The sequence below is a fragment of the Reyranella sp. GW821-FHT12G01 genome, from assembly GCF_058806575.1.
Genome location: NZ_JBXAPV010000001.1, coordinates 1,467,367 through 1,488,901, shown reverse-complemented (window position 1 = coordinate 1,488,901; position 21,535 = coordinate 1,467,367). Strand labels below are relative to the sequence as shown.

General features: G+C 66.5%; 22 protein-coding genes. 1 reads left to right on the top strand and 21 read right to left on the bottom strand.

Annotated features, from left to right (window positions below):
* Nucleotides 1–2: 2 nt before the first annotated feature.
* Nucleotides 3–1,343 (bottom strand): ABC transporter substrate-binding protein, encoded by a 1,341-nt coding sequence (locus tag AC1RP5_RS07370; RefSeq protein ID WP_493109975.1) that lies wholly within the window; start codon nt 1,341–1,343, stop codon nt 3–5.
* 133 nt (nt 1,344–1,476) lie between these two features.
* Between AC1RP5_RS07370 and AC1RP5_RS07365 the strand changes: the two genes are divergently transcribed.
* Nucleotides 1,477–2,103, top strand: coding sequence for a class I SAM-dependent methyltransferase (locus AC1RP5_RS07365; RefSeq protein ID WP_493109974.1), 627 nt, complete (start codon nt 1,477–1,479; stop codon nt 2,101–2,103).
* On the opposite strand, the gene AC1RP5_RS07360 is transcribed toward AC1RP5_RS07365, so the two are convergent.
* From AC1RP5_RS07360 to AC1RP5_RS07265, 20 genes are all read right to left on the bottom strand, one after another.
* Nucleotides 2,104–2,568 carry a nuclear transport factor 2 family protein gene (locus tag AC1RP5_RS07360; protein WP_493109973.1) on the bottom strand — a complete coding sequence of 155 codons (465 nt, stop codon included), beginning with the start codon at nt 2,566–2,568 and terminating at the stop codon, nt 2,104–2,106.
* A 22-nt stretch (nt 2,569–2,590) separates the two neighbouring features.
* On the bottom strand, nt 2,591–3,808 hold the full coding sequence (locus tag AC1RP5_RS07355; RefSeq protein WP_493109972.1) for a CaiB/BaiF CoA transferase family protein: 1,218 nt from the start codon (nt 3,806–3,808) through the stop codon (nt 2,591–2,593).
* A 42-nt stretch (nt 3,809–3,850) separates the two neighbouring features.
* Nucleotides 3,851–4,885 (bottom strand): fatty acid desaturase family protein, encoded by a 1,035-nt coding sequence (locus tag AC1RP5_RS07350; protein ID WP_493109971.1) that lies wholly within the window; start codon nt 4,883–4,885, stop codon nt 3,851–3,853.
* Between the two features lie 20 nt (nt 4,886–4,905).
* Entirely contained in the window at nt 4,906–5,196 is a 291-nt protein-coding gene (locus AC1RP5_RS07345) for a hypothetical protein (protein ID WP_493109970.1), read from the bottom strand.
* A 197-nt stretch (nt 5,197–5,393) separates the two neighbouring features.
* The gene (locus AC1RP5_RS07340) at nt 5,394–7,307 is read right to left on the bottom strand and encodes an AsmA family protein (RefSeq protein ID WP_493109969.1); all 1,914 of its coding nucleotides are present in this window, start codon (nt 7,305–7,307) and stop codon (nt 5,394–5,396) included.
* Between the two features lie 38 nt (nt 7,308–7,345).
* Nucleotides 7,346–7,726, bottom strand: a complete 381-nt coding sequence (locus AC1RP5_RS07335) for a DUF4345 domain-containing protein (protein WP_493109968.1) — start codon at nt 7,724–7,726, stop codon at nt 7,346–7,348.
* A gap of 106 nt (nt 7,727–7,832) precedes the next feature.
* A complete protein-coding gene (locus AC1RP5_RS07330) occupies nt 7,833–8,813 on the bottom strand; it encodes a Bug family tripartite tricarboxylate transporter substrate binding protein (protein ID WP_493109967.1) in 981 nt (326 codons plus the stop codon).
* A gap of 205 nt (nt 8,814–9,018) precedes the next feature.
* Entirely contained in the window at nt 9,019–9,717 is a 699-nt protein-coding gene (msrA, locus tag AC1RP5_RS07325; RefSeq protein WP_493109966.1) for a peptide-methionine (S)-S-oxide reductase MsrA, read from the bottom strand.
* 17 nt (nt 9,718–9,734) lie between these two features.
* Complete coding sequence (locus tag AC1RP5_RS07320; RefSeq protein ID WP_493109965.1) at nt 9,735–10,598, bottom strand: SDR family NAD(P)-dependent oxidoreductase; 864 nt, start codon at nt 10,596–10,598, stop codon at nt 9,735–9,737.
* Nucleotides 10,599–10,602: 4 nt separating this feature from the next.
* A complete protein-coding gene (locus AC1RP5_RS07315; protein WP_493109964.1) occupies nt 10,603–11,640 on the bottom strand; it encodes a D-cysteine desulfhydrase family protein in 1,038 nt (345 codons plus the stop codon).
* Nucleotides 11,641–11,702: 62 nt separating this feature from the next.
* Complete coding sequence (locus AC1RP5_RS07310; protein WP_493109963.1) at nt 11,703–12,230, bottom strand: superoxide dismutase family protein; 528 nt, start codon at nt 12,228–12,230, stop codon at nt 11,703–11,705.
* A 33-nt stretch (nt 12,231–12,263) separates the two neighbouring features.
* Nucleotides 12,264–13,139, bottom strand: coding sequence for an SDR family oxidoreductase (locus AC1RP5_RS07305; RefSeq protein WP_493109962.1), 876 nt, complete (start codon nt 13,137–13,139; stop codon nt 12,264–12,266).
* Between the two features lie 4 nt (nt 13,140–13,143).
* On the bottom strand, nt 13,144–14,127 hold the full coding sequence (locus AC1RP5_RS07300) for a tripartite tricarboxylate transporter substrate binding protein (protein ID WP_493109961.1): 984 nt from the start codon (nt 14,125–14,127) through the stop codon (nt 13,144–13,146).
* A gap of 36 nt (nt 14,128–14,163) precedes the next feature.
* A complete protein-coding gene (locus AC1RP5_RS07295; protein ID WP_493109960.1) occupies nt 14,164–14,787 on the bottom strand; it encodes an ABC transporter permease in 624 nt (207 codons plus the stop codon).
* Nucleotides 14,784–16,448: a transporter substrate-binding domain-containing protein gene (locus tag AC1RP5_RS07290; protein WP_493109959.1), complete on the bottom strand. Its 1,665-nt coding sequence runs from the start codon at nt 16,446–16,448 to the stop codon at nt 14,784–14,786. Before AC1RP5_RS07290 ends, AC1RP5_RS07295 begins: the two co-directional genes overlap by 4 nt.
* A 7-nt stretch (nt 16,449–16,455) precedes the next feature.
* Nucleotides 16,456–17,151, bottom strand: a complete 696-nt coding sequence (locus AC1RP5_RS07285) for a methyltransferase domain-containing protein (RefSeq protein WP_493109958.1) — start codon at nt 17,149–17,151, stop codon at nt 16,456–16,458.
* Between the two features lie 3 nt (nt 17,152–17,154).
* Nucleotides 17,155–19,269, bottom strand: a complete 2,115-nt coding sequence (locus AC1RP5_RS07280; protein ID WP_493109957.1) for an adenylate/guanylate cyclase domain-containing protein — start codon at nt 19,267–19,269, stop codon at nt 17,155–17,157.
* A 79-nt stretch (nt 19,270–19,348) separates the two neighbouring features.
* On the bottom strand, nt 19,349–20,749 hold the full coding sequence (locus AC1RP5_RS07275) for an amidase (RefSeq protein WP_493109956.1): 1,401 nt from the start codon (nt 20,747–20,749) through the stop codon (nt 19,349–19,351).
* 10 nt (nt 20,750–20,759) lie between these two features.
* Nucleotides 20,760–21,218, bottom strand: coding sequence for a GNAT family N-acetyltransferase (locus AC1RP5_RS07270; protein ID WP_493109955.1), 459 nt, complete (start codon nt 21,216–21,218; stop codon nt 20,760–20,762).
* A gap of 3 nt (nt 21,219–21,221) precedes the next feature.
* Nucleotides 21,222–21,428: a cold-shock protein gene (locus AC1RP5_RS07265; protein ID WP_493109954.1), complete on the bottom strand. Its 207-nt coding sequence runs from the start codon at nt 21,426–21,428 to the stop codon at nt 21,222–21,224.
* Nucleotides 21,429–21,535: the final 107 nt, after the last annotated feature.

Genomic DNA, 21,535 nt, shown 5'->3' with positions numbered 1-21,535 from the left:
GGTCAGCTCGCCTCGCTCTTGTCGAGCACCGGCTTGAACTCGGCGGTGGCGCGCTTCATCTCGGCCGCGGGATCGGCGCCGCCCAGCAGGTTGGTGAGCGCCGTGCCGATGACGTCGCGGAACTCGGTCACCGGCACGATCACCGGCAGCCCCGGCATACTGATCGGCGCGCAGCCGGCGGCGCAATCGGCCCACTCGCGCGGGATGGTAAGCGTCGACAGCACAGCCGGATCCTTGAGCGGCGCGGTGCGGAACGGGATGCCACCGCCGACCTGCAGCATGCGGCCCGCCATGGTGCGGCCGGTCATCCAGAGCATCGTGTAGTAGGCGGCTTCCTTGTGCGCGGCGGCCTTGGGGATCGCCATGCCGCTGCCGAATGTCACCGAGCCGTGACCCTTCGGGCCCGACGGCGGCAGGCCGTAGCCGACCTTGCCGACGACGCGGCTCTTGGTCTTGTCCTCGACCGGCGCGGCAAAGCCCGTGGCGTCGATCCACATCGCGGCCTTGCCCTGCATGAACAGGCCCTGCGCCTCGTTCCAGTTGAAGCCGGCGATGCCCGCCGGGCCGTAGGACGAGAGCAGCTTCTTGTAGTATTCGGCCGAGGCGATGGCGTCGGGCGAATCGGTGATGAGACGCAGCGGCTTGCCGGTGACCGTCTCCTGGCCCCAGCCCGAGAGGAGCTGCGTCCACAGCACGACGTTGGCGTTGCGCACGCCGCGGCCGACGAAGCCCGACACGCCGGCCGACGGATCGTTGAGCGCGGCGGCCGCGACCATCATCTCGTCGAGCGTCTTGGGGAAGGCGATGCCCTTCTTCGCGAACAGGTCCTTGTTGTAATAGACCATGAAGTAGTCGCAGAGGATCGGCAGCGCGTTGACCTTGCCGTCCGAAGTGGTGGCGAAGCTCATGCCGAGCTTGGAGATGTCGCCCAGCTCGTACTCGGCCGGCATCATCTGCGGATCCTTGATCCAGTCGGTCAGCTCGAGCAGCCAGCCAGCCTTCTCGAACTGGCGCTTCTGGACGTGGAAGGCGAAGTTGAACAGGTCGAAGCTCGGCTTGCCGGAGTTCAGCTCGATCGCCACCTTCTGGCGCGCCTGCTGCTCGGGGATGACCTCGATGCCGAGCTTGATGCCGGTCTGGTCCAGAAATTCCTTCTGATGCTTCTTCATGAGATCGGCGCGCGGGCCGGTCTCCATCAGCACCTCGACCGTCTGGCCCTTGAAGCGCTGCCAGTTGAAGGCGCCGCTCTGGGCATAGGCGGTGACGGTATTGAGCATCGGCGCGGCAAGCCCGCCCAGGGCAACGCTCTGCAACGCACGGCGACGCGTGATCGAACGAACCATTTGCTTCCTCCAGACGCTTTTCAGTCGCGGGTTTTCCCCTGCGTTGCGCGAAGCCTAGAGGAACACGCACGCGGCGTCATCGGCAGAAAAGCGCTAAGGTGCCCTGCAACGATGCATTTCAGGAGTTGTGCGAATGCCGGACCAGAGCGGCTATTGGGATCGTGGCGCCGGCAAGACATTTACCCATCCGCTGAGCGACGACTTCCTGGCGGCCCTGAAGCCCGGCGACCGGATCCTGGATTACGGCTGCGGCTACGGACGCAGCCTCGCTGAACTCGCCCGCCTCGGATTCGGCAACAATGTCGGCGTCGACTTTTCGGGCGAGATGATCGCGCGTGGCCGCCGCGAGCAGCCCGGCTTCGACTTGCGTCACGTCACACAGACGGTGGTCGATGAACCCGACGGCAGCTTCGACGCAGTGCTGATCCTCGCGGTCCTCACCTGCATCGTCGATGACGCGCAGCAGGACGCCGTGCTGCAGGAACTCCACCGGCTGCTGAAACCGGGCGGCGTGCTGTTCATCAGCGACATGCCGCTGCAGGAGGATGAGCGCAATCGGGCCCGCTATGCCGCAGGAGTCGCCCATGGTCCCTACGGCACGTTCGACACTGGCGACGGCGGCATCGTGCGCCATCATGCCGGGGATCACATGGAGGGTTGGCTGGCGGGCTTCGAGCCGATCAGCCGCAAGCGCATCGAGCTCACGACCATGCACGGCAATCCGGCGACAGGCCTTCAGCTCGTCGCGCGCAAGGCCTGATCAGAAGCCAAAGGAGCTGAGCCCGGGATGGTCGTCGGGCCGGCGGCCCAGCGGCCAGTGGAACTTGCGCTCCGCCGGGGCGATGGGATGTTCGTTGATGCTGGCGAGACGCCGCTTCATCAGCCCGTCGGCGTCGAACTCCCAGTTCTCGTTGCCGTAGGCGCGGAACCAGGAGCCGCTGTCGTCGTGGAATTCGTAGGCGAAACGCACGGCGATGCGGTTGCCGGCGAAGGTCCAGAGTTCCTTGATCAGGCGATAGTCGAGTTCACGCGCCCATTTGCGCGTGAGGAACGCCTCGATGGCGGCACGCCCGTTGATGAACTCTGCGCGATTGCGCCACTGGCTGTCGGGGGTATAGGCGAGCGCGACCTTGGCAGGGTCGCGGCCGTTCCAGCCATCCTCGGCGAGACGAACCTTTTCAGTTGCCGTCTGTTCGGTGAAGGGCGGCAAGGGTGGGCGGGACATCGCAGGCCTCCTCGACGTGACGTCAGATGATCTTGCGCGCGCGCAGGTCCGCGAGTTCCGTCGCGCTGTAGCCCAGCTTGCCCAGCACGGCGTCGTTGTGCTCGCCCAGTTCCGGCGCGACGCCGGGCTTGGCGGGCGTCTCGGAGAATTGCCACGGCGTGCCGTGCACCTTCAGTTTCTTGCCGAGCTTCGGGTACTCGACCTCGGTGACATAGCCATTGGCCACGACGTCGGGATCGTTGGAAGCTTCGAGCAGTGTATTGATCGGCGCCGAGACGATGTCCGCGCCACGCAGCCTTGCGACCCAGTCGTCGCGCGTGCCGGTGGCGAACAGGCCGTCGAGCGTGGCTAAAAGCTCGATGCGCTTGGGATCGTTGTCGATGATGACGCCGAGATCGGCGAAGCCTGCCTTCTCGAGATGCTCGTAGAAGCCGAGCGACGTCATCGCGTCCTTCCAGTTGTCCGGGCCGGTCAGCTGGAAGACCAGCGGCTTGCCGTCGCGATCGTCGAAGCTTGCGCTGATGCCCGGCCGCTCGCGCGTCCCGGTGATGCGCGCCTGTCCCGTCACGGGATTGCGGTCACGCCACATCGCCGTCTGCAGGGTCCAGCCCATCAGGCGGATCTGGCCGCCCAGCAGCGACAGGTCGATCTTCTGGCCGACGCCGGTCGTGCGCGCGTGCGTCAGTGCCGCGAGCGCACCGCCGAAGGCCAGGATGGCGCAGGTCTCGTCGGCCACCGACACGACGCCGGTCTTCATCTTCTGGCCGGCCGACGAATAGGCCTCGGCGATGCCGCCCAGCGCCTGCGCCATCGAATCGGTGCCCGGCAGATGAGCGTGCGGTCCGTTGGGGCCGTAGCCCGAGATCGAGACGTAGACGAGCTTCGGATTGACCTTGCGCAGATCCTCCCAGCCGAAGCCGTTCTTTTCGGCAGCACCCGGGCGGAAGTTCTGGCCGAAGATGTCGGCCTCGGCGACCAGCTTGCGCAGGATCGCCTGCCCCTCCTCGCTCTTGAGGTTGAGCGTCACGCTCTTCACGCCGCGATTGTTGGTCTCGAAGAAGGTGCTGCCCATTCCCGGCAGGACGGTCATGCGGCGCGACGGGTCGCCGCCTTGCGGCGATTCGATCTTGATCACGTCGGCGCCGAGATCGGCCATCAGCATCCAGGGCACGGTGCCCGCCTGCGCGGTAGAGCAGGAGACGACCTTGACGCCCTGAAGCGGGCCGTGGGGAACAGACATCGACGCGGGCTCCTCTGTGAGGAGCGCCACGCTAAAGCAAGATCAGGCGGGCGTCTCCCGCCGCGCAACGTCGCAGAAGCGGACCAGGCGGCTCGACGTTTCGTCCCACAATGTCAGCCGCGGCGCGGCCAGGCCCGCACGCAGGCCGAGGCGCGGCACGGCGCGCACCTCCTGCGCGACCTCGTGCGCCGCCGGCAGGCGGTAGTTGGGAATGCGCTGATTGAGATGATGGACGTGATGGAAGCCGATATTGCCGGTGAACCAGCGCAGGACGGGCGGCAGATCGAACCACGAAGAACCGTCCATCGCGGCATCAACATAGCGCCACGCGCCGCTGCCGGTCCATTGCGCGCCGGGAAAGCGGTGCTGCAGCGTGAACAGCCACACGCCGAGGATCGACGCGACGACCATGATCGACGCCTGCACCAGCAGCACGTCGCGCCAGCCGAGCAGCAGAACCAGTGTCGCAAGCAGGGCGACGAGACTCGCATTGGTGAGAAGGACCGAGCGACGCTCACGCACCCACGCCCGTGGCGTGTCGAACGGCAGGCGGTAGAGCAGCACGAACACCAGCGGCGGCAGGAGGAAATTGGCGATCAGCGGATGACGCACAAGCCGGTGAAAGAGCCTCTCCCGGCGCGTCAGAGCCAGATAGGCGCGCACGGTGAGGCACGAGGAATAGATGTCGCTGCCGCGATCGCCGCGATCGAGATTGTTCCACTCGGCATGGTGCTGCGCGTGCTGACGGCTCCAGCTCAGGAAGGGTGTGAAGGTGCAGAGGCTGCACAGCCGGCCGACGATGACATTGGCGCGGCGCGACGCGAAGAACGAGCCGTGGCCGCAATCATGCTGGACGATGAACACCCGCACCATCAGCGCGCCAGTCGGTATGGCCAACGCCAGGGCGAGCCAGGTCGAGATATCGCAAGCGAGATACATTGCCGCGCAGCCCGCAAGGAAAGGGCCGAACGACGTCATGAGCTGCAGGATGCTTCGCCACGGAACAGGCCGCGCGAACGATGCGGCCGCCTTGCGCAGCTCCCTGTCGGAGGGTGTCGCGGAAGGCTGAGATTCCATGGACCACCTCCAGGCTCAGGCTAGTTTTCCTTGCGCAGCTTCATCATCGCCGACATGAGGTCCTTGGAACCCCTGTCCATCAGCACCGGCTTGGGCAGCTGATCGAACTGCTGCCGTCCGCTAACGGTTAGACACGGTCCGTCTTTCCCGTCCTCGATCAGGCGCAACTTGCGGAGCCGGGTCAGATCCTGCGCCCGCATCGCCCTCACATCCGACTGGCCAAAAGCCACACGCCGCAAGGTCACCTCCTCGTCGGGCGTAAGCACGACGGCAGGTGTACGCGGCGATTCGGCTCTTCTTTCAACGGTCATGTCGCATCCTCGTCTGGCGCTTCGATGCATCCCGCGAGTGCAGAAAATCGCTGCCGGCTTGGAAGGCGGCAGGCAGGCACAGCGAGGATACTTTTCGGAATCAGGAGGCGCCGACGCAGACGTCGCCGATACCACTACTACATGGGCGCTCCAGGCGACCGCGACAAGGACTCATTCCCCCTGCGCGCGCAGAGCGGTCACTGCGAGGCGAGAAGTTCCTGCGAGAGGCTGGCGCAGGGCACGTCCTTGGCATTGCCGAAGACCGGCGTCGGGATCGGGATGACGCGGCCCAGCGAAATCTGCGGCGTGCGCAGCTTGCCCTCGATCATCACCGCGCCATGCAGGTCGAGAAGATCGAAGCTCTTGGGATTGGCATCGACCTCCGCCTTCAGCGCCTGGCTCTTGAGCGAAAGCTGGCCCTTTACGGTCAGGACCGATTTCTGGGTATCGAGCAGGGTCCGGTCGAACATCACATTGCCCTGCTGGAAGTTGAGGCGGCCGACCGCGCACTTGATCGGGATGCGATTGTCGCCGGTCACGTAGATCACCAGCGCGTCGAAGATTTGTAGTCCGGCCAGGCTCACCATCAGGCTGCTGACAGAACCGCCGCCCAGAGCGAAGGCCATGTGTCCGTTGGCCGTGCCCATGACGTGAGCAAGTGAGCGGCCGTTGCCGGCAAGCTGCACCCGCCCTTGGATCTTGCCCTGCGTGGCGTCGAAGTAGCGCGACTCGCGGAAGAAATTCTTGAGCTCGATGTCGGTGAGCTGCAGGTTGGCGCGCACCTTGGGATCGTCGGTGCGGGCATCGATGCCGAGTTCGCCGGCGATCGCACCGCCGCCCACCACCGACAAAGTCAGCGGCTTCACCGTCGCGTTGCCGTCCTGGATCAGCACCCGGAACGCCAGCGCCTGCACCGGCAGCCACGCCGGGGCGATGACCCGCTTCGCGTCGAGCGTCACGTCCATGTTCATGGCGCGCAACTTCTCGACATGCAGCGGCACGTTGGGGAAGAGATCGCCCGACGCTTCGAGCTGGGCCTGCGTCTGCGCCTGCTTGGGCGACACGTTGGTCTTGCGTGCAGGTGTCGCGCCGACCAGCGGCGCCAGATCCTCGAAGAGAAGCTTCTGCGACACGAGCTTCGCGGTCAGGAACTCGGGCTTGCGGCGTTCGTCGATCGTCACTTCACCCGTCAGGTCGCTCTCGCCGACGCGCCATTTGGATTGCACGAACTTCCACAGCCCGGGATCGCGCTCGAGCTTGCCGGTGATCGTGTAGGGCGGCGTCGGCGGACCCGGGATGCCGAGCAGCGGATAGATATCGGACATGTTGGGGCCGGAGAGCGTGAGATCGACGTTGGCGCCGGTCCATTTGAACGGATCCTGCACCGTGCCCTTGGCTTTCAACTTGGTGGCGCCGAAGCTGACATTGAGGTCGAGCGGATAAGGCTGCTCGGTGTCGCGCAGCATCAACACCGAGCCGCCCACGAACTTCACGTCGAGCGGCTGGCCTTCGAGCTTGCCCTTCAGCGACAACTCGGCCTCCGGTCCCCCGCCCGCCTTGCCGGCCGCGGTCGAAACCGTGCCATCGAGCTCCAGCTTGCGCTTGGTGTCGCGGTAGCCGAGCTTGCCGTCGGTAACCTCGAACTTGCCGATCAGCGGCGCTTCGTAGCGATTGTCGGGTTCGAGCGCCTTCGCCGCGCCCGTCACGACGGGCGTCTCGCCCATGCTCCAGTTGAGCTGTTCCTTGTCGCCCACTTCGACCTGCACCTCGGGCTTGCGCAGCACGAGGCGTGGCAGGACGAGACGGCCGCCCAGCAATGGCCACAGGCGAATGTCAAAGTCGACCTGGTCGACCTTCAGCATATAGGGCTCCTTGCCCCACTTGGCGTTGGCGACCTCGACGCCCTCCAGCTTGACGTTCGCGACCCAGCCCCAGTCGACGGCGACCTTGGCGATCTTCGTCTTGCGGCCGGTGTAGTCGCTGGCCTGGCCTTCGAGCTGGCCGCGCAGGTAATCGGAGGTCGCGATGAAATACACCGCACCGGCGGCGATCACCAAAAGGCCAAGCACGATGCCGGCCGTCCAGCCCAGGATTTTGGCGGCGCGTTTCATTCAGGCGAAACGGCGCGCCCCGGCCCGGGTTGCGTGACCTAAAGGGGTATCAGGCGAGACTGCCAGAAGCAGAGAAGCGGTGTGACGGCCAATTCCATCACCAGCGCGCCCGCGACCGAGGGCGACAGGGGATCGCCCATGACGACGCCAAGCAGCCGGCAGACGCCGCCGATCACGACGACCGCCGTCAGGACACGAATTCGTGTCGTCCGCCGCTCGATGTCGGGGATCGCCGCCCAGAAGGCGAGACCGATGGCGAGCAGAAGGCCCGACAGATAGCGGCCATGGTTCAGCAGCGAACCCACGGAACCCATGAAGGGATGAAACACACCCCAAAGTCCCGCAGCGACCGGCACGATGCCAGCCACAGCAAAGCTCACTTGCGCAGCACGCTTCTCGACGGAAGCAGCGGCGTCCATCCGGCCCATCCCTTTCCCGGCGAAAGGCCGGTTCCTGAACTCATACGCAGGAACCGGCCAAGCCGATCAGTAGGGCCGATCAGTGGCGGCCGATCACTGGGGCCGATCAGTCGCCGGCGGCGATGTTCCGTTCCTTGGCGATGCCCGCAAACGTGTCGACCGTGCCGTCGAACAGCTTGCCGAACTCCTTGCCGTCCTGGCCGACAGGATCGAAGCCCAGTTCGGCGAGACGATCGGCAACGGCCTTGTCCTTGAGCACGGCCACCAAGGCCGCGTGGACACGCGCCTGCGCGGCGGGCGGCGTGCCCTTGGGCGCCAGCAAGCCCTGCCAGGTCGTCTGCACGAAACCGGGTGCAATGGTCTCGGCGGCCGTCGGCACCGTGGGGAAGGTCGGGAAACGCTGCGCACCAGTCACGGCCAGCGCCACGAGTTGCCCTGCGCGCGCCTGCTGGGCGGCGGCGGCGAAGGTGACCACGACGCCGTCGATGTTGCCCGCGATCAGGTCCTGCAGAGCCGGCCCGCCGCCGCGATAGGGAACGTGCGTCACGCGCAGGTCGCCCGCGGCGCGCAGCAGCAGCTCGCTGGTGAGATGCTGGCTGCTGCCGAGGCCGGGTACGCCGATGTTGAGCTTGCCGGGATTGGCTTTCGCCGCAGCGGCAAAGGCCTGCGCGGTGGCGAGACCCGAACGCGGATGCGTGAACAGGCCCTGCGGTCCGGAGATCGCGAGCGAGACCGGCACGAAGGATGGATAGAGCGCGGGCGAGCCCGGGATCGGCAGCGCTTCGGTCGCGGCGAACGTGTCGTTGACCAGTGCGAAGGTGTAGCCGTCGGGCTGCGCGCGCGCCGCGGCGAGCGTGCCGACGCGACCGGAACTGCCGCCGATATTCTCGACGATGACGGTCTGGCCGAGCTGCGCGCCCAACGGCGCCTGGATCACGCGCGCGAAGAGATCGACACCGCCGCCCGGTGGCCACGGCACGATGATCTTCACGGATTTGCTGGGATAGGCGTCCTGCGCGCGCGCAACGAACGGCGCAGCAAGGGTTGCGCCGGCAAGGCCGGCGATCAGGTGACGTCGCTTGAGCATGACTTCTCCGTTCGCCGCCGCGAGAACGCGGGGCGTTGGTTCGATGAATTTTTCGGGAATCAGAAAGTGTCGCGCGTCAGCGTCGACACGAAGGGTGGAGCAAGGCGTGAACGATCATCCGCCAAAACTGGCGGCGCGACGCTTCAGAATCAATGAAACGAGTTCGTCGATTTGGCGAACGAACGCGAACGAAACTTCTACGCGCCTACTTGGGCGCGGAAGCGTTCACCAATACCGGCGCGGCGCGCGTCTGCGCCGCAAACATTCGCTTCAGGTTCTCCACCTTGGGCCGGTCGTGGATGTAGATGTAGGGCTCGCTGGGATGCAGCGTGGCGTAATCCTGATGATAGCCCTCGGCCGGATAGAAGGCCGCGAGATCGTCGATCTTCGTCACGATGCGCTTCTTGTAGACACCGGCCTTGTCGAGCTGCGCGACATAGGCCTCGGCGATCTTCCGCTGCTCGGGGTTGGCGACGAAGATCGCCGACCGGTACTGCGTCCCGGTGTCGGGCCCCTGGCGATTGAGCTGCGTCGGATCGTGCGCCACCGAGAAATAGATCTGCAGGATCTGGCCCAGGCTGACGACCGACGGATCGAACGTCACCTCGACGGCCTCGGCATGGCCGGTGCGGCCGGAGGACACGACCTCGTAGGTGGCGCTTTCCTTGGTGCCGCCCGAATAGCCCGAGACGGCGCGGCTGACGCCCTTCACGTGCTGGAACACGGCCTGCACGCCCCAGAAGCAGCCGCCCGCCAGCACCGCCGTCTCGCTCTTGCCGGCCTGCGCAGCCGGCTGGTCGATGGCGGGCGCCGGGATGACGACGGCCTGCTCGGCGTTTGCCGTAGCGAGCATCGACAGGGCGGCGAGCGGAACGAGGGCGAGGGACAGCAGGCTTTTAGGCATCGCGTGCTCCTGTTCGGTTATCGAACGTCGGGCGCCTTGAGGAAGGCTTCGAAGTCGTCCTTGTAGTCGGCATGCCAGCGCGACAGCGCCGGCCGGTTCTCGACGATGTCGCGCGCCGCCCACAGGATGCGGCGATTGTCGGTGTCGCGCGTGACCTCGTTGTCGGGACAGAGGATGTAGAAGTCGCCCTTCGCCATCCCGTCGACCAGCATGTCGATCACCTGGTCGGGCGTCCACGCGCCGGCCGGCTTCTCGGTGCGGCCTCGGCTGGTCATGCCGGTGAAGGTCGAACCGGGGATCAGCAGATGCGCGGAGATCAGCGCACCGGGTTCGTTGCGAAGACTGTGCGCCAGCGCTTCCGTCGTCACCTTCACGCCGGCCTTGCTGACATTGTAGGCGGTGTCGCCCGGCGGACAGGTGATGCCCTGCTTCGAGCCGGTGTTGACGATCGCGCCCGGCGTCTTCTGCGCCAGCATCGCCGGCACGAAGGTCTGCACGCCATTGATGACGCCCCAGAGATTGACCTCGAGCACCTTGCGCCAGCGGTCGATGTGATCCCACGGACCGCCGCCCGGCGCGGTGCCCGCATTGTTCATCAGCACGGCCACTTCGCCGAAGGCGGCATAGGCGCGATCCTTCAGCGCCTGCACCTGCTCCAGCTTGCTGACATCGGTCGGCACCGCGAGGACGGAGTCCTTACCCTTGGGCGCGACGGCGGCGACGTCCGCCGCCGCCTTCTCCAGCGCCTCGGCCGAAAGATCGGCGAGGCAGACTTTCATACCCATCGTCGCGAAGCGGCGGGCGGCCGCGAGGCCGATGCCGCTTGACGCCCCGGTGATGACGGCAACGCGGCCGGCGGCGAGCGCGGGATGGGTGGTCACGGTCTCAGTCCGCCAGTTCGGTGCGGCCCAGCACCACGTCTTCGTAGACGTGCAGCGAGGGCAGGCCGCCGGTATGGATGAACAGCACCTTGGCGTTGGGCTTGAAGTGGCCCTGGCGCGCGAGGCCGATCAGGCCCGCCATGATCTTACCGGTATAGACCGGGTCGAGCAGGATGCCTTCGGTGCGGGCCAGCATCTGCACGGCCTCGACCATCTTCTTGTTGGGCACCGAATACTTGGGCTGCCAGTAGCCGCCGAAGCTCTTCACCGCCGAGGCCGGCACCTTGATGCCGAGGCCCAGCAGGTCGCAAACCGCCTGTGCTTCCTTCAGCACCAGCGGCTCCTGGTCGGCGGGATCTCGGCTGACGCCGACGCCGATCAGCGGGACCTTGATGTTGTTGCCGAGGAAGCCCGCGACCATGCCGCCATGGGTGCCCGAGCTGCCCGAGCCCACGATCACCGCGTCGGGCGAGAAGCCCATGTCCATCCACTGGACCTGCATCTCCTGCACGCAGGCGACGTAGCCCAGGCCGCCGACAGCATTGGAGCCGCCGCCGGGGATCACGTAGGCCTTGCGGCCGAGCGAGGCGACTTCCTGGGCAACGCGCGACATCGCCTCGCCCATGTTGGTGCCGCCGGGAACGACCGTGATCGCCTCGACGCCCATCAGCTCGAACATGAAGTTGTTTCCGCCGGCTTCCTTCTTGTAGGAGCCGGGCACGCGCTCTTCGATCACGAAGCGGCACTTCAGCCCTTCCTTCACCGCCGCCGAAAGCGTGATGCGGCAATGGTTCGACTGCGGCGCGCCGCAGGTCACGAGCGTGTCGCAGCCCTGCGCGATCGCGTCGCCCGCCAGGAACTCGAGCTTGCGGGTCTTGTTGCCGCCGGGGAACAGACCCAGCATGTCGTCACGCTTGATCCAGATGTCGGGACCGACGCCGCCCGGGCAGCTCGCGGCGAGCGCCTTGGTGAAATGCGGCAGGTGTTCGATGGGCGTGGGCGCGTTGGTGTAGATACGACGCGGATAACGAGACAGGTCCATTCAATCAGCTCCAGCTTTGAAAATGCGCGCCCTCGCCCGCCGCAGCGGACGAAGTCTTGAGGTCACTCCGTGATGACGCCGCAGGCGATGCGATCGCCGGCATTGCCCGTGGGATCGGTTTTGTAGTCGTCGACCCCGGCATGGATGATGAGGGTCGAGCCGTCGGCGTCGAACACCGAGTTCGGCTGTCCCTTGACCAGCGAGATCATGGGATTGGCGATCTCGACCATCAGCTCGCCGTTGGCCGGGATGTGCAGATTGGGCATGTCGCCGGCATGCGCGCCTTCGGCGGCTTCCATGCCGTGCTTCTTCGAGGCCGGATTGAAGTGGCCGCCCGCGCTGGTGAACGGCGCCTCGCACTTGCCGACGGCATGCACGTGGAACGCATGTTCGCCGGGGACGGCGCCCTTCAGCGACAGCTTGAGCAACACGCCGTGCGGCGTCTGGACGAATTGTACGCTGCCGACATCCTTGCCGGAGGCGTCCTTGAGTGCGGCTTTGGCGGTCGGGCTCTGCGCATATGCCGAGAGGGAGAAGGCGGCGAGTCCGGCTGCAGCCACCAGGCCGCACGTCAGTCGGGCGATACGCATCGGTTCCTCCGTTGTTGAAATGGGGGCGCCACCCTACTCCAGGACCTTCGGCGGCCGGTAGAGCGGAAAGCCGTTGAACGGCTTCGAATTATTGTGATCGGGCACCTGATAGAAGGTCGATTTGCCATAGTTGTGCAATCCGCCGTCGACCCGCAGCGAGGTGCCCGTGACATAGGCCGCGGCGTCGCTCAGCAGGTAGACGATGGCCGCAGCGATCTCCGATTCGGTGCCGTGGCGCTTGGCGGGAATGCGGTCCTTCACCGACCGCAGCACCTCGTGCGCGCGCTCGGGATAGCGGTCGAGGCCCGAGGAGGCGATGAAGCCCGGCAGTACGGAGTTCACGCGGACGCCGGAATGGGCCCATTCGACCGAGGCGGTGTAGGTGAAATTGGTCTGTCCGGCGCGCGCGGCGCCGTTATGTCCCATGCCGGGATTGCCCATCTCGAAGTCGGAACCGACACTCACGATCGCGCCGCCATGCTTTTCCATCGAGGCGAGATAGACCGCCTTCGAGACGAGGAACGTCGCCGTCATGTTGTTGGCGACCACGGCGTTCCAGCCGTTCAGCGAGATGTCCTTGAGCTGCGCGGGAAACTGACCGCCGGCATTGTTCACCAGCCCGTCGATGCGACCGCCGCTCCAGTCGATCACGCCGGCGATGGCCGCCTTCACCTCCTCCTCGCGCCGCAGGTCGGCGGAGTAGAGAAAGGTGTCGGGATCGCCCAGCTCCTCCTTAACCCGCTCGAGTTTCTCCATCGTGCGGCCGAGCAGCGCGAGCCGGGCGCCCAGCGACTTCAGCTCGTGGGCGGTGCAGCGGCCGAGGCCCGAGCCGCCGCCGGTGACGATGATGGTCTTGCCGGCGAACAGGCCGGGACGAAACACGGAGTCGTAACGCACGCTGGGAGCCATCGACCTACTCGATCTTGATATTGGCGGCCTTCACGACCTCGGCCCACTTGGCCATCTCGGCACGCAGGAAGGCCGCGAGTTCGTCCGGCGTCGAGCCGATCGCATCGGCGCCGAGATCGGCGAACTTCGCCTTCATCTCGTCGGTGCGCATGATCTTCGCGATCTCGGTGTGCAGGCGCGCGATCACGGCGGGCGGCGTGCCGGCCGGCGCGATCAGTGCGTTCCATTCGGAGATCTCGCAATTGGGCACGCCGGCTTCGGCGAGCGTCGGCACCTCGGGCGCCGCGGGCGAACGCGTCGCGCTGGTGACCGCAAGCGGTCGCACGCGACCGCCGCGCGCCTGCGGCAGCGCGGCACTCATGTTGCCGAAGTAGAACGGCACGTGGCCTGCCGCCACGTCGGCCACCGCCAGTGCACCGCCCTTGTAGGGCACGTGCTGAATGTCGGTGCCGGTGCGCATCTTGAACAGTTCGGCCGCCAAGTGCTGGGCGCTGCCATTGCCCGACGAGGCATAGGAGAGCTTGCCGGGCTCGGCCTTCGCCAGCGCCACGAGCTCGGCCACGGTCTTGGCCGGATGCGAGGGCGTGATGACCATCAGCTCCGGCACCGTCACCAGCAGCGACACAGGTGCGAAATCCTCGGGCGTGCGGAACGGCATCTTCGCGACGAGCGCCGGGTTCACCGCATGGGCAAAGGCGCCGATCAGCAGGGTGTGCCCGTCGGGCGTGGCCTTGGCCACGATCTCGTCGCCGATCATGCCGCCCGCGCCGGGCTTGTTCTCGACGACGATGGTCTGGCCCAGCGCCTCCTGCAGCTTGGGCGCAATCAGCCGGGCCGTCGTGTCGGCGCCGCCGCCGGCCGAATAGGGCACGATCAATCGCACCGGCTTGGAGGGATAGGCTTGCGCGCGGGCGATTCCCGGTGCGATTCCTGGCGGCAGGGCCAGGGCCGCCGTCGCCGCGAGCGTGCGCCGCCGTGAGAGTTTCATTGTTTCCTCCGCGCTTCTTGGAGCGGAGCCTACACCCTAGCGGGCGCGCAGCGCGAGGCGGCCGAGATGGCGTTGCAGCAGGCGCATCAGGGCAAATCCCGCCTGCAGCGTGATGCCGAAGCAGAGGATGCCGATGGCGAACAGGACCATCTTGTCGCCCAGGGTCGGCATCGGCTCGGCCTCGCGCAGGATGACGGCGATGCCCTCGGGCACGCCGATGGCGGCACCGGCGCTCGACGACATGACCAGTACGAAGAAGGCGCGGGTGACGTTGGGCAGGAACAGCAGCGCACCGAGCGGCGAGCCGTCGCGCAGTTGCTTGAGCGCCTCGCCGCCATTGTCGGCGACATAGGCCGCGGCATAGGGCACGAGCGACAGCGCCACCGTCATGATGCCCGACGGCGCCACGTGGACGCCCCACAGGGTCGCATCCGAGGGGATGATGTTCAGCAGGAAGAACATGACGACGAAGGTCGGCGCCGCGCGCATCAGGCCGATCAGCGCCGTGGCGATCGCGCCCGCCGCACCGCCCGCCAGCTTCATCCAGGTCAGCAGGCCGCCGACCGCCAGCCCGATCAGCAGCGCGATGGCCGCGATCTCGAAGTTGACCACCATGCCCGCGAGAAGCTGCGGGACGAAATCGGGAGAGATCCTGCTCATGCCGCCACCACCTGCCGGCGCTCCAGCCACAGCCGCAGCTTGCCGCACAGCCAGACCACCATGATCACGACGCAGACATAGAACACCAGCAGCAGCGAATAGGTGCTGGCGCGGCCGCTGGCGAAGGAGGTGATGTCGGTGAGCGCGCTCAGGAGCTCCGGCGCACCGATGAAGCTCGCGATCGGCGTGCCCTTGGCGGCATTGATCAGGAACGACACGATCTGCGTCGCCGAGCGGCTGACCGCGCGGCCGAACAATTCGGCGGTCGGCGCCGGTGGCCCGCCCCGCTCCGTCCGCAAGGTGTGCATCGCCTCGGCGATGGCCTGGCCCGCATTGGCACCGTTCATCAGGCCCAGCGCCACGATGGCGGCACCAATCGCCACGGCAGAAGAATACGGAAACAGCGCCAGCGCGACGGCCGCGGAGATGACCAGGGTGAGCACGACCGGCGAGGATTGCAGCACGACGGTCAGCGCGCGCGCCGGCCAGCGCAGCAGGAACGACCGCGAGCTCTGCAGCGCGCCCAGCACCAGCGAGAACAGCAGGGTCGCCACGAGCGCGCCCGCGACGAGGATCAGCGAGTTGATGATGCCGGCCTTGAACAGCAGCCAGGCCGGCATGGTCTTGAACATCGGCAGCTGCACGGCGACGCCGGTGTGCTTCTCGATCCAGTTCTCGAAGGCCGTCACCTGGGCCGCGACCGGCGTCGGCTCCAGCACGGCGCTGAGCGCCGGCAGGACGCAGGCGGGATTGGTGGCACCGGTGTCGGTGTTGCACTCGGGCCGGTTCCACACGGCGCGCTGGCGCTCGAGGAAGCCGAGGCCGATGCGGTTCTCCTTCGCGATGTCGAGGAAGGTGCCGTCGCGATGGAAGATCTGGCTGGTGAGGTCGAGCGCCTTGGCGAGCTTGTCGCTGCCGCTCAGCGCCACCGCCATGCCCCAGGGAAGCTGAGCGAAGCCGAACTTCTTGTCGTAGGCGTTCGCGAAAGCGGGCTCGGTGAAATAGTAGTCGAAGAAGCTGTCGTCCTGCGCCGCCAGCGTGCAGGTCTCGTCGCGCAGTTTGTCCGGCAGCAGGCCCGCCTCGTCGAACAGCATCAGGCGGGCATTGTGCGAGACGATCTGGGCGTTGGAGCCGTTGCCGATGGTGACGCAGATCGTCCGGCTGGCGACGTCCGGCCAATCCTTGATCGACAGGCCTTTCGGACCGACGATCACCGTCTCCGACTGGTAATAGTGCGGGCGGATGAAGCGGACCTGGCTGTCGCGCTGGGCATTGTGGCCCATCGTGGCGATGGTGAGGTCGATCTTGTCGTCGGCCAGCAGCGGGATGCGGCTCGCGGCATTGACGCGGGTGAACACCGGCTCGACGCCGAGATGCTTTGCCATGCCGCGCGCCACGTCGACATCGTAGCCCGAGCGGACATTGCCCTCGCGCGTACCGAACAGCGGATAGTATTCGCGCACGCCGATGCGGAACTTGCCGTCGCAGTAGATCTTCACCAGCCGGTCGAGGCCGGGTTGCGCGCAGGCGCCGGGCACCGCGGCGGCCGCTTTCGCCTCGTCGAGCAGCTTCGCCAGCGCCGCATCGGGCGTCTCGGCGCGCGCGGGTAGCGACGCGAAGGCGACAAGCAAGGCCAGGAGAACGAACGTTACGCGCCGCATCGTCATGTCAGCCGTGAGTCCCCGCCGCGGCGATTTCCACGATGTGCATGTCGGCGAAGACGTGCGGCCCGTAGCGATGGATCGAACGCCCCTCTTCCGCTTGCAGGATCGTGGGCGTCATCAGATCGATCTTCTCGTTGGCGACATGGACCAGCACCGTCCGCACGATGTGCATCGCAAGCCCGTGCCGTTCGAGGATGCGGCGCGAGCGTTCGACGCCCACGAAGGCATTGTGCGTGATGACGGCGCGGCCGTTGGCTGCGAAGTGATCCGCCAGCCCTTCGAGGAAGGGATCGAGCAGCTCGCGACCGTCGGCGCCGCCCGAACTCCAGGTCGGCAGGCGGCCGATCACCTCGAAATGCTCCATCGGGAAATGCGGCAGGTTGGCGACGATGAGGTCGAAGCGCCGCCCGGCCACCGGCTGCCACATGTCGCCCCGGAAGAGTTCGGCGTCGTGGCCGAGATCGCGCAGCAGCGACTGGCCGGTGGCGATGGCATCGTCCTCGATGTCGACACCGGCGAGCGAGACCGCGCCCATGCCGGCCAGCACCGCCAGCACCACGCCGCTGCCGCAGCCCATTTCGAGCACCCGCGCGCCGCGCACCCTCGACGGTTCGGCGCGCAGCGCATGGACAAGCGCGGCCGTGTATTCACTGGGCCGCAAGGTTGCGATCGCGGGAGACGTCTTGCCGGCGTCGAACATCGATCAGCGCGACATCTGCAGCGGCACGAGGCGCGAGGGATCGACCGCGGCCAGCCGCTTCGCCATCTCGGCCGCCACCGGATCCTCGGGATACTCCGCCACGATCTCCTGATAGCGCGCCAGCGCCAGGGCATAGTCCTCGGCGACCAGCGCCGCATAGGCGGTGCGCGTGAGCTTGCAGAGGCGCACGGTCGCTTCGTCCGGCTCGAACTCCGGCCCCATGCCGTAGGCGCCGACCAGTTCATAGATCGGGATCTTGGAGCGGCGGCCCTTCACGGTGACGTCGTCGATCGGCCGCACACACAGGCGCTCACCGGCTTCCTTGAAGACGGCGTGGCTGATGCAGATGCGCGTGCCGTATTCCTTGTTGATGCCTTCCAGGCGCGCGGCGATGTTCACGCCATCGCCCATGACGGTGTAGCTCATGCGCTCCTTGGAGCCGATGTTGCCCACCAGCACGGCGTCGCTGTGGATGCCGATGCGGACCTTGAGCGGCTTGGTGCCGGCGGCTTCCCACTGGGCGTTCAGTTCCTTCATGCCCTCGCGGATGCGCAGCGCCGCGAAGCAGGATTTCTGCGCATGGTCGTCGAGCAGCGCTGGCGCGCCCCAGAAAGCCATGACGCCGTCGCCGATGAACTTGTCGATGGTACCGTGCTCTTCGTTCACGGCACGGGTCACCACGCCGAGATAGGCCGACACCCGCATCAGCAGTTCCTGCGACGGGATCTCCTCCGACATGGTGGAGAAGGCTTCGAGGTCGGAGAAGAAGATCGTGAGGAATCGACCGTGTCCGCCCAGCTCCAGCTTCTGGTCGGAATCGAGCAGCTCGCGCACGAGACCGACCGGCACGAAGGCGGCGAACGACTTCACCGCGGCATCCAGCGTGTCGATCGCCTTCGACAGCACGGCCACTTCGCGGATCGGCGACTGCACCGCCGGCAGGTTCTCGCCCTCGAGGTCCTGGATCCTGGTCACCTTGAGCGCGAGCCGCTCGAGCGGTGCGGAGACGACGCTCGACAGGAAATAGATGATGCAGATCTGCAGCAGGATGGCGATCACGCCGAACAGCGCCAGCCGCTTGTTCTGTTCGTCGAAGGCCGAGGTGAAGTCGGCGAGCGGCGTGATGACGAAGAGCTGCCACTTCTTGCCGAAGGCCGGCGGCAGGGTCGTCAGGCTGGCGATGTAGTTCTTCCCGCCGTGCTGGAAGTTGTACATCTTCTCGTTGTCGCGCGGGCGGAAGCTGAAGGCGACGGCCGGCAGCTCGTTGCCGAGCGAGGTGATGTGCTGCAGCTCGACCCGGCCGTTCTGGGTGGCATAGGTCTTGGCGCGCTCGGAGTTGGCAATCACCCGGCCCTGATGGTCGATGATGTAGGACAGCGTGCCGGGGCTGATCTTGCGCTCGGCGAGATAGGTCGAGAGCCCGTCGAGCGTGATGTCGGCCGCGGCGACGCCGCGCAGCATCCCGTCGGCATAGAACGGCGCGCCGACGGTGAAACCGACGAGGCCCAGCGCGGCAAAGACATCGACGTCGCTGACCGAAAGCTCGCCGCTCTGCTGCGCGGTGCGATACCAGAGCCGCGAGCGCGGATCGTACGACGTGGTCTGCTCGGAACTGCCCAGTTCCTTGCGATCCTTGTCGAGGAAGAGATAGTGGTCGACCGGCGCGCCGCCGCGTTGCGGCGTGATCCACCGGTCGGCATAGGCCGTGCCCACGGGCGGCAACTTGCCCTGGATTTCGATCGTGGGATCGATCTGCCGCGCCTGGCGGAAGCCGCCGTCGCTCAGGCCGACATAAACGCTGATGATGCGGTCGCTGTGCTGCAGGACGCTGAAGAGATACTTCAGCGACCGGTTCTCCTCATAGAAGTCCGGCACCTCGGCGCCGATCGAGGCAGCGCTGCGCACCAGCGACTTTATGGGATCGAACAGGTGCTGGATGTTCTCGATGGCCTCGACGCCGAACCGCTCGACCAGCTCGTCGGCGTTATCGCGCGCGATCTTTTCGTTCGAGACGTAGTTGACGGCGACGATCGCGAAAAAGACCGGCACCGTCAGCAGGACGAACATCGTCAGGATGCTCGGGCGCAGCCGCAGATTTTTCGCGAAGAGGCTTGTCATTGCGCTGCGGGGAACGTCCTGAAGGCGGTAGAAGCATCATAAATGAAAGGAGTTTCAGCGTCCACGCGCCCGCCTGCCGCTACTCCTGGAGCGGCGGCCGCTTCAAATGCCAGTCGGTCTGCTGCTGATAGGCATGACCCGCCGCCAGGATCGCGGCCTCGTCGAAGGCCTTGCCGACGATCTGGAAGCCCAGCGGCACGCCCTCCTTGGACATGCCGCCCGGCAGCGTGAGCGTGGGATGGCCGCTGAGATCGAACGGCGCCGTGTAACGCAGTCGGGCTGCGACGGCCTCGGGATCGCGGCCGGCCGCCAGCAGTGCCTCCGTCGACCACACCGCCTTGCCCATCACCGGCATCAGCAACAGGTCGACCGACGCCAGCAGCTTGTTGAGTTCGCCGGTCAGCGCGGCACGGCGAAGCTGAAGCCGGGCAAGCTCCACCGCCGAGAGACGATGGCCATGATCGATCAGGCCGGTGAGCACGGGACCGTACTCGGCGGCCCGCGACGGATAGGTGGCCTCGTGCGCCACCGCGGCCTCGACACCGCACAGCGGCACCCAGTCCCGCGCGCCCTGGTCGAAATTGTCCGGCAGCTTCACCTCGACGATGAGGGCGCCCGCCTTCTTCATCGCCTCGACCGCGCCGTCGAGCGCACGGCGCGCATCGTCGTCGATCCCGTGCATGTTGGTCGCGAGGCCGATGCGCTTGCCGCGCACGCCGGCGCCGATCGAGGCGGCATAATCCGGCACCGGCAGGCCGACCGCGGTCGGGTCATCCGGATCCTCGCCCGCGATCACGCCCAGCACGATCGCGGCATCGAGCGCGCTGCGGGTCATCGGGCCGATATGGTCGAGCGATTCGGCCAGCGCAAAGACGCCGGCACGACTCACGCGGCCCCAGGTGGGCTTCATTCCCGACAGGCCGTTCATCGTCGAGGGGAAGCGGATCGAGCCGCCGGTGTCCGAACCCAGCGAGGCAAAGCAGAGACCCGCCGCCGTAGCCGCACCCGAGCCCGACGAGGACGAGCCCGTCCAGTAGGCTTCGTTCCACGGATTGAGCGGCGCGGGAATGGTCGGGTGATGGGCGCCATAGGCGCCCTCGGTCATCTGCAGCTTGCCCAGGATCACCGCGCCGGCCGCTTTCAGCCGCGCCACGACCGTTGCGTCGCGCGACGGCACGTTGTTGCGATGAATGGCCATGCCGGCCGCGGTCGGAACATCTTCCGTGTTGCAGAGATCCTTCACGGCGATCGGCACGCCATGCAGCGGGCCGCGCGACGTGCCGGCCGCGGTCTCGGCATCGAGGCGCGCGGCATCGGCCAGCGCGCGCTCGGCGGTCACGGTCGCGTAGCTCTTGAGCTTGGGATCGACCTTGCCGATGCGATCCAGCATCGAGCCGGTCAATTCGACGGACGACAGCTTGCGCGCCTTCAGGCGCCGCGCGACCTCGTCGAGCGACAGATAGTGCAGATCGGCTGGCATGCGGACTCCCTCACAGCGACTTATCCATGACCTGGATAATCTCGCCGCGATAGTCGCGCTGCTCAAGCGCTCTCCAGCCCAGGCCCGCATAAAGCGAGGGGGCGGTGCTCGTGAAAAGATAGAGGCGGTCGTAGCCGATACGCCGCGCGGCATCCTCGACGGTGCCGACCAGCGCCGACGCGATGCCCTTCTTGCGGTGTTCGGCGGGGACGAAGACGCTGGCCAGCCAGGGGTTACGCGGATCGCCTTCGAGATCGTCGAAGATCAGCGACGCGGTGCCCACGATGCCATCGTCATCGCCGAGGGCCACGAAGACGATCGGCGCGCGATCGACATTCATCGAGCCCTGGATCTCGGCCCGACGCAGCTCGAGCGTCTGGCCGGGATTGAGGTGTCCCCACTCGTCGAAGCCCCAGACGGTGACCTGCTCGGCCAGGTCGGGACGTTCGACGAGGGGAACGATTCTCACAGTCTAGCCGGCAGCCTTGAGATTGACGGCGGCCGAACGGCCACGCTCGGTCGCGATCTCGAAGCCGATCTTCTGACCTTCATTCAGGCCGTTCATGCCCGAGCGCTCGACGGCGCTGATATGGACGAACACGTCCTTGCCGCCGTCGTCCGGCTGGATGAACCCAAATCCCTTCGTGGCGTTGAACCACTTGACCGTGCCTGTAGCCATCTCTCTCTCCTGGGGCAGTTAAACGAGCAAGCAAATGCGCGCTGGCGGAGCGCTCGCAGCAACCGCCTTCGACAACCTGGAATCTGGGTGGAAGCTCGTGGGGAAGT

Coding starts and splice junctions, on each gene's coding strand:
- AC1RP5_RS07330 (WP_493109967.1), bottom strand. CDS start 8,813: ATGCTCAAGCGACGTCACCTGATCGCCGGCCTTGCCGGCGCAACCCTT.
- AC1RP5_RS07370 (WP_493109975.1), bottom strand. CDS start 1,343: ATGGTTCGTTCGATCACGCGTCGCCGTGCGTTGCAGAGCGTTGCCCTG.
- AC1RP5_RS07360 (WP_493109973.1), bottom strand. CDS start 2,568: ATGTCCCGCCCACCCTTGCCGCCCTTCACCGAACAGACGGCAACTGAA.
- AC1RP5_RS07365 (WP_493109974.1), top strand. CDS start 1,477: ATGCCGGACCAGAGCGGCTATTGGGATCGTGGCGCCGGCAAGACATTT.
- msrA (WP_493109966.1), bottom strand. CDS start 9,717: ATGCCTAAAAGCCTGCTGTCCCTCGCCCTCGTTCCGCTCGCCGCCCTG.
- AC1RP5_RS07355 (WP_493109972.1), bottom strand. CDS start 3,808: ATGTCTGTTCCCCACGGCCCGCTTCAGGGCGTCAAGGTCGTCTCCTGC.
- AC1RP5_RS07315 (WP_493109964.1), bottom strand. CDS start 11,640: ATGGACCTGTCTCGTTATCCGCGTCGTATCTACACCAACGCGCCCACG.
- AC1RP5_RS07295 (WP_493109960.1), bottom strand. CDS start 14,787: ATGAGCAGGATCTCTCCCGATTTCGTCCCGCAGCTTCTCGCGGGCATG.
- AC1RP5_RS07340 (WP_493109969.1), bottom strand. CDS start 7,307: ATGAAACGCGCCGCCAAAATCCTGGGCTGGACGGCCGGCATCGTGCTT.
- AC1RP5_RS07285 (WP_493109958.1), bottom strand. CDS start 17,151: ATGTTCGACGCCGGCAAGACGTCTCCCGCGATCGCAACCTTGCGGCCC.
- AC1RP5_RS07305 (WP_493109962.1), bottom strand. CDS start 13,139: ATGGCTCCCAGCGTGCGTTACGACTCCGTGTTTCGTCCCGGCCTGTTC.
- AC1RP5_RS07290 (WP_493109959.1), bottom strand. CDS start 16,448: ATGCGGCGCGTAACGTTCGTTCTCCTGGCCTTGCTTGTCGCCTTCGCG.
- AC1RP5_RS07300 (WP_493109961.1), bottom strand. CDS start 14,127: ATGAAACTCTCACGGCGGCGCACGCTCGCGGCGACGGCGGCCCTGGCC.
- AC1RP5_RS07335 (WP_493109968.1), bottom strand. CDS start 7,726: ATGGACGCCGCTGCTTCCGTCGAGAAGCGTGCTGCGCAAGTGAGCTTT.
- AC1RP5_RS07275 (WP_493109956.1), bottom strand. CDS start 20,749: ATGCCAGCCGATCTGCACTATCTGTCGCTCGACGAGGTCGCGCGGCGC.
- AC1RP5_RS07310 (WP_493109963.1), bottom strand. CDS start 12,230: ATGCGTATCGCCCGACTGACGTGCGGCCTGGTGGCTGCAGCCGGACTC.
- AC1RP5_RS07280 (WP_493109957.1), bottom strand. CDS start 19,269: ATGACAAGCCTCTTCGCGAAAAATCTGCGGCTGCGCCCGAGCATCCTG.
- AC1RP5_RS07265 (WP_493109954.1), bottom strand. CDS start 21,428: ATGGCTACAGGCACGGTCAAGTGGTTCAACGCCACGAAGGGATTTGGG.
- AC1RP5_RS07345 (WP_493109970.1), bottom strand. CDS start 5,196: ATGACCGTTGAAAGAAGAGCCGAATCGCCGCGTACACCTGCCGTCGTG.
- AC1RP5_RS07350 (WP_493109971.1), bottom strand. CDS start 4,885: ATGGAATCTCAGCCTTCCGCGACACCCTCCGACAGGGAGCTGCGCAAG.